The sequence below is a fragment of the Gardnerella sp. DNF00571G genome (assembly GCF_049262695.1).
GTDB lineage: Bacteria > Actinomycetota > Actinomycetes > Actinomycetales > Bifidobacteriaceae > Bifidobacterium > Bifidobacterium piotii.
Map to the genome: position 1 here is coordinate 270,734 of NZ_CP058396.1, position 12,050 is coordinate 282,783.

Sequence of the window (12,050 nt, forward strand, 5' to 3'; positions counted from 1 at the left end):
ATAGCTAGATTTATAGGCGCCTCGGCGAATCGCCAGAAACCTCCCATCCAAGGCTAATCAGCGTTTTTCTATCCTGCTTACTAAGCGACTTGCAATCAAGTTTCTCAATCAAATCTGGTCTAATTTGACTTGTGCGCTCCAACGCATCATCTCTACGGAATCGATCCACTTTAGCGTGGTCGCCCGAAGTAAGAATCGCAGGCACGCTAATGCCGCGCCAAGTTGTTGGACGCGTGTACTGGTGATGCTCAAGAATCGCGTCCGCGCCCGTGTACGACTCTTCCACAATCGACTCAGGGTTACCCATAAAGCCTGGAATCAAGCGCGTAATGGCCTCTACCATAACGCTAACAGCAACTTCGCCGCCGTTAAGAACGTAGTCGCCAATCGAATACTCGCGCACATCTAAGCCGCGCGATTTGTAGTATTCTGGGATTCGCGCGTCGTAGCCTTCGTAGCGGCCACATCCAAACACGAGTCGCTTTGCGTTTGCTAATTGCGTTGCGTCTTTTTGCGAAAACAGTGGTGCAGAAGGATTTGGGAAGATTAGAATTGTGCCGTTATCAACGCTATTATTTGCGATGCAGTTATTGTCGTCGCAGACGTTGCAGCCATTGCCGCTGTTATCTGCGATATTATTGCCACTAAAAAGCAGCTCATCAAGGCACTCCGACCACACCTCTGGCTTCATCACCATTCCAGCGCCGCCGCCAACTGGTGTATCGTCAACCGATTGATGAACGTCGTGCGTCCATCTTCTAAGATTGTACGCGTTGATTTTAAGCAGGCCATTATCTTGCGCTTTGCCGAGCAAGCTTAAATCAAGCATACGAAAATATTCTGGAAATACGGAGATTATGTCGATTTGCATTTTTATAAGCCTTAAGCTTAAATCCTGCGCATTAAAGCCCAGGGATTAAGCCGCCTGGAGGGTCTAAAGTTAAATATTCGTCTTTAAGATTTACTTCTGGAACAAGCGCTTGAACAAAAGGAACTAGCGCAATTTTATCATCGCCAACTGGCTCCAAAAGGCGGATTTTAAGCAGAGACTGAGCGCCGTCCACAACGTCTACGACTTTGCCGATTTCGCGAGGAGCAACACCAAGTGAATTATTCTTACAAATGCGCGCGCTAAGGCCTACTAAATCCTTAATATACCAGGCGTTTTCTTGCTCTAATTCTTCCGCGCTTTGAGCCTTAGTGTAAAGCTCCAAGCCGTTTAATGCCTCTGCGTCGTTACGATTTAGGCTTTGTTCAAAAAGCAGAATCCAGCGGTTTTTGAAAGTGCGAGAGGCTTCGATTGTAAACTCGCGCTCGCCGTCTTGCGTGTAAAGCACATTGCCTGGTTCAAAGCGATTATAAGGCTCGTCGGTAAATACCTGAACCGTGACTTCGCCTTTTAATCCTTGCGCTTTTCCAATACGACAAACCCTCAGTAGGGTGTTTGCACCTTGCTGAGGGTTGTCAAAAAGTTGGTTTTTAGCCACGTTCAATCTCACTTACGTACGTCCATAATGTCTACGCGCACGTTGCGATGGCTTAGAGCCTGCACAACAATACGAATAGCATTGGCGGTACGACCGTTTCTTCCAATAACGCGACCGATGTCTTCTGGATTTACGCGCACGCGCAAAAGTTCGCCGCGGGCGTTTGAATGAGAACGCACGGATACGTCATCTGGAAAATCCACAATGTTCTTAATGAGATGTTCCACAGCTTGAGCCAGCATAATTACTCAGCCTTTTCCTCGGCTTCAGCATCTGCTGCTGGAGCTTCTTCAGTGGCTTCTTCGGCTTCGTTCTTAGCGGCTTCTGCAGCAGCCTGAGCCTTTGCAGCGGCCTCGCTCTTAGCGGCCTTAAGCTTCTGAGCTTCGGCTTCTACAGCCTCAACGCGAGCCTGAGCATCTGGGCCAGCCTCAGAAGTCTTCAACGTGCCTTCTGCGCCGTCGAGACCCTTAAACTTCTGCCAATCGCCAGTAATCTTTAGCAGCTTCAACACTGGTTCGGTTGGCTGTGCGCCAACGCCAAGCCAGTACTGTGCGCGATCAGACTTAATCTGAATCAAAGATGGCTGCTTGTTTGGATCGTAGATGCCGATCTCTTCGATGGACTTGCCGTTACGCTTGTTGCGCGAATCAGAAATTACAACGCGATAGAAGGCGTAGAACTTCTTGCCCAATCTCTTAAGACGAATCTTGGTTGCCAAAATGGCTCTCCTTATAACTAGAGTCGTAGAATTTCGCTCGGGTGTGGGGCACTCCTCGCGAGTTCCACTGTTCCTCGCGTGGTCGATAAGAGGGCTTCGATTCACGCGAATAACTTTTCTATTATGACTGATTGCGTGGACGTTCGCGCGCTTAGACCGTGCGAACGACAGGACCTACCTTTTCGCTTAGAGCGTATCGCTCGAACATTCTCCTTATCTGTTGTTGCGCGAGGGCTGGGTGTTTCTTGTCTCACAACGCTCCGCCTATTACGTGTAGTCTGTTGTTGCGGTTGTTCCGATTTGGCTTTGATTTTGTTTTTGGTTGAAGTTTGTTTGTAGTGGTTGATCATTTGTATTATTTGGTATCGGCTGCCGCTCTTATACTGTTCGACCAAGAATCACCCAGCCCTCTTACAAGTCTGAACAATTGCGTATTGCTTAATCACCGAGATTCTCGATTTTTCTTGCTACTTCAGCGAATCACCATTTCATGCTGAGGTTCGCTTCATCCGCTGCGAAAAATCTCGAATCTCTACCTTGCTTGGTGGAGTAATGTACGCAAAGAGAATTGTTATTCGCGTGAATAAGCGGGGAGCTAGAGGGGGATTGAAATGCAAACGATTAGCGCAAAGTGGTCGCTGCCGTCCACGCGAATCGCGCGTTGCTCTGTGGCTTTAGCGCTGCATCCGCTTGACTTTACTAGTACATGGTCAAGCGCAAGATTTGGCCATTTTTGCCACGTTGGCCATGTTTTTAGTCGCTTTCCAATTTGCATTGATGCGTCGAAAAAGCCTGATTTTAGTAGCGCTCTAAAGCTTGGGTGGTCTGGAGTGGAATTTAAGTCTCCGCCTATTATTGTGACTTTTTTGACGTTGCTTTCATTGTGATTTTCGCCGATTTTTGCAAGCGCCATTATTCCGCTGCTCCAAGCCGCACATCCGCGCATAGGCGATTTTGGATGCGCCGAAGCGAATGTTATTAGAAGATTTTCCGCGCGCGAATCGCCAGCTTCTAAAGATGAGTCGCAAGCAACCGCCGTAACAATTGGCACGTTTGCTGCATCAATCTTAATCGACTTACCAAAAGATTTAACATTGCTTAGTCGCGTATAAATCGCGTTAAATCCGCCATTTTCGTGGTTGTTTGTATTTCCCAATTGCACATGCGCAAAATCGCGTTTAATCCCAAGTTTTTCAAGACTTTTTACAAGTTTTTTGCTCACTTCTTGTAAAAGAATCGTATCGATTTTATGCGTTTTTGCTAGCTTTATTATTTGACTTGCGTTTGCGTGGCCATATCTGCAATTAAGCGTCATAACGCGGATTTCTAGTGATTTTTCCTGCGATCTTGTCTGCGATTTTTCCTGCGTTTGTTCCTGTAATCTTCTTGCAAAATACGGCGTATACGATTTCAAAGAGATTACGAATAACAGTGCATATGCAACGCACAAAAATACGTAAGATTTATAAAATTCATTTTGCGAGCATGTTGCAACTGCAGCCACAGCGCTGGCGATTAGCCCAAACACTGCGCAAAAAGGCGCAATCGGAAGCAACGCAATAACATAGGGCAGTGGTTTTAGCTTATCTGCTCCAGCTGGCAGCCACCTAAGCAGCTGCCAAACTAGAAGCAAAACAAGCGAAATAAGTAAAATCGCAAGTAAAATCGAGTAAATCATCTACTGATTATCTGTTATTAGCTTATTTGCCAAAAAGTCCTGCGAGTCCGCCACCCAAATTAGGCGGCAAATCAGGCATTCCGCCAGCAAAATCACCTTCGCCACTCATAAGATTTTGAAGATTTTCTGGCAGATTATTAGGCAAATCCTGCTTCTTCTTCATAAAAGCAGACTCGCCAGCGTCATCGCCATCATTCGCATTATTTGCATAAGAATTTCCAGACAAGCGGTCTCTAAGCGCGCGCTCCTCGGCCTCGCGGCGCATAGGATTGCCAGACTTTCCGCCCTTCTTCTTGCTCTTTTTGTCTTTGCGCTTCGACTTTCCAGCGCCGCCGCCAAACCCAGGCATTCCGCCCATTCCTGGCATTCCTGCGCCGCCGCCATTGCTCATGCGCTTCATCATCTTAGCTGCCTGCTCAAAGCGTTGCAAAAGCGCATTCACCGCGGAAACCGAAACGCCTGCGCCAGCTGCAATACGCGCGCGCCTAGAACCATCAATAATCTTGGTGTCTTTGCGCTCTTTAGGCGTCATCGAACGAATAATCGCCTCTGTGCGGTCTATCTCGCGGTCGTCAAACTGCTCAAGTTCCTGCCTGTGCGCTGCCATTCCAGGCATCATTCCAAGAATCTTCTTCATAGAACCAAGCTTTTTAACCTGTTGAAGCTGATCCAAAAAGTCGTCTAGTCCAAAAGTTCCTTCAGATATTTTGGCGGCCGCTTTTCTAGACTCTTCCTCGTCAAACTGCTTTTGCGCATTCTCAATAAGCGTCAGAATATCGCCCATATCGAGGATTCTGGAGGCCATTCTATCTGGGTGGAAAATCTCAAAATCCTTCAAACCTTCGCCAGTAGAAGCGAACAAAATCGGCTTGCCCGTAACGCTTGCAACAGATAGCGCAGCGCCGCCTCGCGCATCGCCATCTAACTTAGAAAGCACAACGCCTGTAAAGTCAACACCCTCGTTAAAAGCTTGAGCTGTGCGAACAGCGTCCTGACCAATCATGGCGTCTATAACAAACAGAATTTCTTGCGGATTAACAGCATCGCGAATTTCGCGCGCTTGATGCATAAGAGCATCGTCCACGCCAAGGCGACCAGCGGTATCAATAATAACCGTGTCGTACATTTTTGCGCGCGCGTAGTCAATGGAATCTCGCGCAACCTTAACAGGGTCTCCAGTGGCTAAACCAGCCGAAACAACTTCGCTGCCGCCATCACTTTGCACACCTCGCTCTGGCGCAAAAACTGCCACGCCTGCGCGCTCGGCAACAACCTCAAGCTGCGTAACGGCGTTAGGGCGCTGCAAATCCGCCGCAACAAGCAAAGGCGTATGGCCCGAATCCTTAAGCCAGTAGCCCAATTTTCCTGCGAGCGTTGTTTTACCAGCGCCTTGCAAACCAGCAAGCATGATTACGGTTGGGGGGTATTTTGCAAAATTCAGCGGACGCTCAACGCCTGCGCCCAAAACGTTTGTAAGCTCGTCATTTACAATTCGCACAACCTGTTGAGCAGGATTTAGCGCGCTAGAAACCTCTTCGCCTAGTGCGCGCTCGCGAATTTTAGCGGTAAAAGATCGCACAACGTCTAGAGCCACGTCTGCGTCTAAAAGCGCGCGGCGGATTTCGCGAATCGTGCCGTCTATGTCGGAATCGGAGAGTTTGCCTTTTCTGCGCAAGTGCTTGAATGCGCCAGAAAGTCTTTCTGTTAACGAACTAAATGCTGCCATAATTGCTCTATTCTACAGGTTGTTTGGAATGTTTTCTATGTTGCTTTTGCTTAAGACAAATGCCACGATGATCCTTGTGCGGAATCTTCGATTACAACTCCAGCGGCAGTTAAAGAGTCGCGAATCGCGTCTGCTCGTGCAAAATCTTTAGCCGCGCGCGCAATTGCCCTTTGTTCCAGCTGATTTGTAATCAAAGATTCAAGAGCCTTGTGTTCTGCGCTTGCGCCACTATTCGCGCCTTCGCTCAAATCTTGCGATTTTTGCGCGTTGCTGCGCCATTGTGGGGAGTAAGGGTCTAGCCCAATCGTGTCTAGCATTGCGCGAACTTGCAAAACGCAAGTTTTAATAAGGTTTTTAATGCCATCGTTTTGACTGTTATCTTGACTTTGCGCATAGTCGTCCAAAAGCGCGTTACCAGAGCGAATCGCAGTAAAAATCGCAGCCAGCGCGCCCGAAACGTTAATGTCGTCGTTCATAGCTTTAGTAAAATCTTCTGGAAGATTATCCGCATCAACGCTTTGAACTTCCGCATAATCTGGCTGATTTTCGATTACGCGGCCAGCGCGCTCGAGGAAGTTAGATATGCGATCATAAGCCGATTGTGCCTCGTTCAAAGATTGATCTGACCACTCCAGCATTGCGCGATATTGCACGCCGCCTAGCGCATATCGCACAACCCACGCGGATTTTTGAGCCAAAACAGATGGAACAGAAAGGCCGTTTCCAAGAGATTTGCTCATTTTTTCGCCCTTAGATGTAACCCAAGCGGAGTGCATCCACACGTTTGCGCTTTTCCATCCGGCAGCGAGTGTTTGCGCCATCTCATTCTCGTGGTGTGGGAAGCGCAAGTCTAGTCCGCCGCCGTGAATGTCGAAGGAATCGCCAAGATAGCGGTGGCTCATTGCCGAGCATTCAATGTGCCATCCTGGTCTGCCTGCTCCAAACGGCGTGTTCCAGCGCGCGTCTTTTTGGTCAAAATCGCAAGGTGCTTTCCAAAGCGCAAAATCGCGAGCATCGTGCTTATCTGGGCTTGCGTCGGCAGGGTCAATCGGATTGTATTTGTCGGCTTTGCTGGCTTCATTGTTGCTATCTGAATTGCCATTTTGATGCGTAAGCGCGCCGTAATCTTGCCAACTTGGCACACTAAAATACACGTTTCCAGTAGGATTGCCATTCGCGTCTGTTATTGCGTAAGCGTGGCCGCGATCAATAAGGCGCTGTATAAGCTCCACCATGTCGTTGATGTGACCAGTTGCGCGCGGCTCCACAGTTGGCGGCATAACTCCAAGAGTGTCGTAAGCTTTAGTGAATTCGCGCTCGTAAATGTACGCGCGCTGCCACCAAGTTTGGCCATTTTCACTAGCTTTTTTGATGATTTTATCGTCTATATCTGTAACATTTCTAACAAAAGTAACGTTGTAGCCAAGGCGCAAAAGCCATCGGCGAACAACGTCGAAGGCGATTGCTGCGCGAATATGACCTATGTGCGGCGAGCTTTGCACAGTTGCGCCACACACGTACATTCCAACATGACCAGGAGTAACGGTTGTAAACTCACTAGTGTTGTGCGTTGCTGTGTTATATAAGCGCAATCGCGCGGCTGCTGCTGTAAGAGTTCTGTTCGTATTTTCAAGCATAATCTCAATTATATGTTTAGCTAATAACTCACGCTCACGTCTTCGTCGCGCAAAATGCGGAGATAGGTGTAGGACTATGATTGCAAGCAGATAGAAATCGCAAGCGCAGCTACGGAAAAGTGGCCACTAACCGCCCGCCGAATGCACGCCACTAAAATCGCAAGAAAGGATTGAAAATGATTGATTCTTTTGATTTCGCAAAGTCTGAAGTAAAGTCTGAAGTAAAGTCCTACACAAACTCTTCCGTACTCATGACCGACATGTACGAGTACACAATGCTAGACGCAGCGCTAAAAGACGGAACAGCAGACCGAAAATGCGTTTTTGAGATTTTTGCGCGACACCTTCCGCAAGGTCGCCGCTACGGAGTGGTAGCAGGCACAGGCAGAATCCTAGAGGAGTTGGCGCGATTCCACTTTAGCGATGAGGATTTGCGATTTTTGCAAGACCGAAAAATCGTAAGCAAAGACACCATTAAATGGCTGGAAAACTACCATTTTAGCGGCAAAATCCGCGGTTATAGGGAAGGTGAAATGTTCTTCCCAGATTCGCCGATTTTGCAAGTTGAAGGCACTTTCGGCGAATGCACATTGCTAGAAACGCTGCTGCTTTCCGTGCTTAACTACGATTGCGCAGTGGCAAGCGCCGCCGCACGCATGGTTTCCGCATCTGCTGGAAGGCCATGCATGGACATGGGCGGCAGGCGCACAAACGAGTGGTCGGCAGTGGCTGCCTCTCGCGCGGCGGTAATCGGCGGTTTTAAGGGAACTGCAAACCTGCTTGCGGCAAAGCTTTACGGGCTTAAGGCGATTGGAACGGCTGCGCATTGCTTTACTCTTGTGCATGATTCGGAGCGCGCAGCCTTTGAGTCGCAGATTGCCGCGCTTGGCAAAGGCACAACGCTGCTTGTAGACACGTACAACGTGGAAGAAGCTGTTAAAACCGCCGTGCAAGTTGCTGGCGCGGATCTTGGCGGCGTTCGCATTGATTCGGGTGATTTGTGCGTTATGGCTCGTCGCGTGCGCGCGCAGCTCGACGCGTTGGGCGCTAAAAACACTAAAATCACAGTTACTAACGATTTGGACGAGTACGCTCTTGCGTCTTTGCAAAACGCGCCAGTCGATTCCTACGGCATTGGCACAATGCTTGTTACGGGCTCGGGAGCGCCTACTTGCGCAATGGTTTATAAGCTTACAGAGCGCGAGGGCGCGGATGGTGTTATGCAACCTGTTGCTAAGAAGTCTAAGAATAAGGCGACTGTTCCAGGGCGTAAACTTGCGTATCGTTCCTACGATTTTGGCGGAGTAAATGGTGGCGCCGCTGGCAATGGCGTAGCTGACTGCGAACACGTAATTTCTGGTTCGGAGAGCGCACTCGCGACTTTTAAGCCGCAAGATTCTTGGGAAGATTTGCTAGTTGACTACGTGCAAAATGGCGAATTTAATACGGAGTTTATGGGTCATGATGCGATTATGCGCGCACAAGATTATTGTGCCAAATCGCTTAGTAGGCTTCCGATTTCTGCTCAAAGTCTTATGCGTGGCGACCCTGCGATTCCTACAGAAATCAGCGTTTTAGGCTAGTTAGGCTAGTTTTGCTAGTTTATAAATCAGCTTTAATTTGAGTTACACTAAAAGCCCAGATTGTTCATCTCTTCGTAGATTTTTTTGCACTCTGGGCAAACAGGGTAGTCGTTTGCTTCGCGCTTTGGAATCCACACTTTTCCGCACAGTGCTACAACAGGGCGGCCAGTCAAGCGCGATTCGATTACGCGATCTTTGGAAACGTAGTGTGCAAAGCGGTCTGCGTCGCCGCCATCGTCCATTTTTGCGGATTCGTCTACTTCTGGCTTTTCGAGCACGCTTGTGCTTGTGCTAGACCCAGAATCTGGGAGGCTTTGCGAATCGTCTTCCATAACAGCGTTCAAATTAGCAGCGTTTAAGCTATCGCCATATTTTGAATCATTTGAAAACGTCATTGCATCCCTTTCGTACAAATCCTTTTCACACAAATCATGTTTGCATAAATCGTGTTTTGTTGCTTGCGATTTACGTTTATACAAGCATAATTCATAATCGCAACAAATGCGCGACGACCTGCCTTTTCGCTTAGAGTGTAGCGCGAGAGGCGCTTTGACTGAGCTTGAAATTGCATAGCGCGTTTCAAGCTCCTTCAAAGCGTGATTTGGCTCAAATGTAAAGTCCAGTGGACTTTACATGCGAAATCAGCCGAGCGGCTACTAATAGCCGCGAGGAATAGAGCGCTGAGCCGCTCAAACGTAAAGTCCAGTGGACTTTACGTGCGGCGAAGACGTTCGCGCGCTTAGACGCGCGAACGAAACGCCTCGCTCGCGGCGAAAAATCTCGAATCTCTACAGTGCTTGATGTAATCATTTTGTACCTAAAATACGGCGTGTCGTGTCGCTCGCGCAGGTTAGCTGCGCTCGCGTATAGCTCGTGCCAGACACGTGGTAACCTAAAAGTATGACTATAGCTGTTTGCCCAGGCTCCTACGATCCCGTTACAGCCGGGCACTTAGACGTGATACAACGTTGTACGCATCTTTTTAACGAAGTGCATGTTTTAGTGGCGGTTAATGCGGCCAAAACGCCCATGTTTTCCGAGTCGGAGCGCGTGGATATTATTCGCAAGGCGCTGGAAGACTTAAAAGACGATTCGTCAATCGGAAAGTTTGCGCCACCTTTGCGCGGTGCTGCTAAATCGCCAGCGTGTAAAATAGTTGTTTCTTCTACAGATGGTCTTATTACAGATTATTGCAAAAAAGTCGGAGCAACCGTAATCGTTAAGGGATTGCGCCAAAATGGCGACTACGAGGCGGAGCTTGGAATGGCGCTGGTTAATCGCAAGCTGGCTGGCATTGAAACCATGTTTTTGCCAGCGGATCCTATTTTGGAGCATGTTTCTAGCTCTGTTGTAAAAGATGTGGCTCGTCATGGTGGCGATGTTTCGGGAATGGTGCCAAATAATGTGATTCCACTTTTGCAAAGCGTTTTTTCTAAAACAAATGCAATATCGTAATCATAAAATTAGCGAAATATTATAATGGCAAGTTAAATATCGCCGAAATAAGTACAATATTACTAAAATAAATACGTACTGAATAAATACGTACTAAAATACGTACAATAAGATTGTTAAGAGATAAGAGAGCAGCTACTTAGCGAAGGAGCGAAAATGAGCGAAAACGAAGACGACACAATGGAAAGCCAAGTATCGGCAAATCGCAGCCAAAAGTTGCCATTAAATCCAGTGATTGCAAACAATGACGATTCGCCTAGTGCTGCTTTTGAAGCTTACGACGCTGTGCCTGCGGCAAGTAAGGCTAATGATGATGCGGCTGCTGGCGATGAGGCTGCCAATTCTGCGGCTGCTGGCGATAGTGCGCAAAACTTGTTCCCAATGCCAGATTTGCGCGAGCGCGAAGACGGCGGTGCAATAGCGTTTGACGACGAAGAAGAAAACGTGTTTAAGGCAGCGGATCCGCAAACCGTTAGTGAAGAAGTGCGCACAAAGTCGCGCGAAGAGTTCACTACTGTGTACGACATAATCGACACGATGGAAACGGCGTTAAATAGCGCAAAGGGAGTGCTTTTTGCTGCTGGAATGGCAAAGGTGGATCGCGAAGAATTTGGCGATTATTTGTCTAGGCTAAAAGACATGCTTCCAGTTCAGCTGGAGCGCGCTAGTGCGTTAATGCGAGAGGCAGAGAGGCGTTTGCGAACGGCTCAAGCTCAAGCAAATTCTGTTGTAAGTTCGGCTCAAAGTCAGGCTGCGCAAATGGTTGAGGAAGCTCAGGAGCGAGCCAGATTCTTGGCAGGTCAAGAAAATGTTGTTGCGATTGCAAGAAACCAAGCGCGCGAGATTGTAAACAATGCGCAAGCAAAGGCCGAAAAGCTTACTCGCGGTGCGGATCAGTACAGTGCCACGGTTATGGAAGGCTTAAAGCAGCAATTAGACAAGCTTGAGCAAGACGTTCAAGCAGGTCAGCGCGTTTTGGAAGAGCGTAGACGCGCGGCTGCACATGTGCAAAATCAGGCTGCTAGTAAGATAGATGACGAATTTGACAGCGAGAGCAGCGAAATAAGCAAAAGCGAAGAAAGGAATTAAAATGACATCGCATCCCTCCCAGTCTTTGTGGGCGGTTCCAGTTGCGCAAATGGCGGCGCGAGCGGGAAGTAGCATGCAATTGAATCGCGCTTTTCCAGCGCCAGAAGGCATAGGAGACAGCGTTATTGGCGTGCAGCCAGGGAGTGATGTTACGGTAGACGGCAGCTTCGATTCCGTAGTTGACGGGCTTATGTTCCAGGGCACGATTACAGCGCGAGTGCATGCAGAGTGCTCGCGATGCTTGATGCCGTTGCATAGGGATTGGCCTGTTGATGTGTGCGCGTTTTTTGCGCGCGTGGAAAGCGGCAAAGGCAGCAAGGGTGCAAATGGCGGCGCGCGTTCTAATAACTCTAATAACTCTAATGATGATTTAGAAGATGCTGATATTTGGGACGAAGGCGACGATTCTGGAAATGTGTATCCGCTGGTTGGTGGCGGCGATTTTGCCGACATTGAGGCGCTGATTCGAGACACAATGGTTAGCGAGTTGCCACTTAAGCCTTTGTGCGAGCCAGATTGCAAGGGTCTTTGCTCTCAGTGCGGAGAGAATCTGAACGAACATCCAGATCATCATCACGACGTTACGGATATTCGTTTTGCGGCGCTTGAAGGTCTTAAGGAAAAGCTTGAAGCACAACAATCTGACTGAATAAAAATCCTTATTTGGCGTTGCGCGA

The 12,050-nt window shown here is 48.5% G+C and carries 12 protein-coding genes; 4 read left to right on the plus strand and 8 right to left on the minus strand.

Annotation, left to right across the window (positions count from 1 at the left end; translation table 11 throughout):
• Window positions 1-10 precede the first annotated feature (10 nt).
• From trmD to cysS, 7 genes are all read right to left on the minus strand, one after another.
• The gene (gene trmD / locus HXT30_RS01200; protein ID WP_422111630.1) at window positions 11-871 is read right to left on the minus strand and encodes a tRNA (guanosine(37)-N1)-methyltransferase TrmD; all 861 of its coding nucleotides are present in this window, start codon (window positions 869-871) and stop codon (window positions 11-13) included.
• A gap of 31 nt (window positions 872-902) precedes the next feature.
• Complete coding sequence (gene rimM / locus HXT30_RS01205) at window positions 903-1,487, minus strand: ribosome maturation factor RimM (RefSeq protein ID WP_415680743.1); 585 nt, start codon at window positions 1,485-1,487, stop codon at window positions 903-905.
• A gap of 8 nt (window positions 1,488-1,495) precedes the next feature.
• On the minus strand, window positions 1,496-1,729 hold the full coding sequence (locus HXT30_RS01210) for an RNA-binding protein (protein WP_016636230.1): 234 nt from the start codon (window positions 1,727-1,729) through the stop codon (window positions 1,496-1,498).
• 2 nt (window positions 1,730-1,731) lie between these two features.
• On the minus strand, window positions 1,732-2,205 hold the full coding sequence (rpsP, locus tag HXT30_RS01215) for a 30S ribosomal protein S16 (protein WP_016636229.1): 474 nt from the start codon (window positions 2,203-2,205) through the stop codon (window positions 1,732-1,734).
• A 595-nt stretch (window positions 2,206-2,800) separates the two neighbouring features.
• A complete protein-coding gene (locus HXT30_RS01220; protein WP_422111631.1) occupies window positions 2,801-3,883 on the minus strand; it encodes an endonuclease/exonuclease/phosphatase family protein in 1,083 nt (360 codons plus the stop codon).
• 22 nt (window positions 3,884-3,905) lie between these two features.
• On the minus strand, window positions 3,906-5,609 hold the full coding sequence (ffh, locus tag HXT30_RS01225) for a signal recognition particle protein (RefSeq protein WP_422111632.1): 1,704 nt from the start codon (window positions 5,607-5,609) through the stop codon (window positions 3,906-3,908).
• A 50-nt stretch (window positions 5,610-5,659) separates the two neighbouring features.
• A complete protein-coding gene (gene cysS / locus HXT30_RS01230) occupies window positions 5,660-7,246 on the minus strand; it encodes a cysteine--tRNA ligase (RefSeq protein ID WP_422111633.1) in 1,587 nt (528 codons plus the stop codon).
• Window positions 7,247-7,422: 176 nt separating this feature from the next.
• Between cysS and HXT30_RS01235 the strand changes: the two genes are divergently transcribed.
• A complete protein-coding gene (locus tag HXT30_RS01235) occupies window positions 7,423-8,829 on the plus strand; it encodes a nicotinate phosphoribosyltransferase (RefSeq protein ID WP_422111634.1) in 1,407 nt (468 codons plus the stop codon).
• 47 nt (window positions 8,830-8,876) lie between these two features.
• Here HXT30_RS01235 and HXT30_RS01240 read toward each other — a convergent pair whose 3' ends face one another.
• A complete protein-coding gene (locus HXT30_RS01240) occupies window positions 8,877-9,224 on the minus strand; it encodes a DUF3039 domain-containing protein (RefSeq protein WP_422111635.1) in 348 nt (115 codons plus the stop codon).
• Between the two features lie 505 nt (window positions 9,225-9,729).
• Here HXT30_RS01240 and coaD point away from each other — a divergent pair.
• The 3 genes from coaD (at window position 9,730) to HXT30_RS01255 (ending at window position 12,022) form a co-directional block, all read left to right on the plus strand.
• Window positions 9,730-10,284, plus strand: coding sequence for a pantetheine-phosphate adenylyltransferase (gene coaD, locus HXT30_RS01245; protein WP_422111636.1), 555 nt, complete (start codon window positions 9,730-9,732; stop codon window positions 10,282-10,284).
• Between the two features lie 156 nt (window positions 10,285-10,440).
• On the plus strand, window positions 10,441-11,373 hold the full coding sequence (locus HXT30_RS01250) for a hypothetical protein (RefSeq protein WP_422111637.1): 933 nt from the start codon (window positions 10,441-10,443) through the stop codon (window positions 11,371-11,373).
• Window position 11,374: 1 nt separating this feature from the next.
• Entirely contained in the window at window positions 11,375-12,022 is a 648-nt protein-coding gene (locus HXT30_RS01255; RefSeq protein WP_422111638.1) for a YceD family protein, read from the plus strand.
• Window positions 12,023-12,050: the final 28 nt, after the last annotated feature.

What these genes read in the sequence shown, in the direction of transcription:
- HXT30_RS01240 (WP_422111635.1), bottom strand. Translation starts at nt 9,224, where the DNA reads ATGACGTTTTCAAATGATTCAAAATATGGCGATAGCTTAAACGCTGCT.
- cysS (WP_422111633.1), bottom strand. Translation starts at nt 7,246, where the DNA reads ATGCTTGAAAATACGAACAGAACTCTTACAGCAGCAGCCGCGCGATTG.
- ffh (WP_422111632.1), bottom strand. Translation starts at nt 5,609, where the DNA reads ATGGCAGCATTTAGTTCGTTAACAGAAAGACTTTCTGGCGCATTCAAG.
- HXT30_RS01255 (WP_422111638.1), top strand. Translation starts at nt 11,375, where the DNA reads ATGACATCGCATCCCTCCCAGTCTTTGTGGGCGGTTCCAGTTGCGCAA.
- HXT30_RS01220 (WP_422111631.1), bottom strand. Translation starts at nt 3,883, where the DNA reads ATGATTTACTCGATTTTACTTGCGATTTTACTTATTTCGCTTGTTTTG.
- HXT30_RS01210 (WP_016636230.1), bottom strand. Translation starts at nt 1,729, where the DNA reads ATGCTGGCTCAAGCTGTGGAACATCTCATTAAGAACATTGTGGATTTT.
- coaD (WP_422111636.1), top strand. Translation starts at nt 9,730, where the DNA reads ATGACTATAGCTGTTTGCCCAGGCTCCTACGATCCCGTTACAGCCGGG.
- HXT30_RS01250 (WP_422111637.1), top strand. Translation starts at nt 10,441, where the DNA reads ATGAGCGAAAACGAAGACGACACAATGGAAAGCCAAGTATCGGCAAAT.
- trmD (WP_422111630.1), bottom strand. Translation starts at nt 871, where the DNA reads ATGCAAATCGACATAATCTCCGTATTTCCAGAATATTTTCGTATGCTT.
- HXT30_RS01235 (WP_422111634.1), top strand. Translation starts at nt 7,423, where the DNA reads ATGATTGATTCTTTTGATTTCGCAAAGTCTGAAGTAAAGTCTGAAGTA.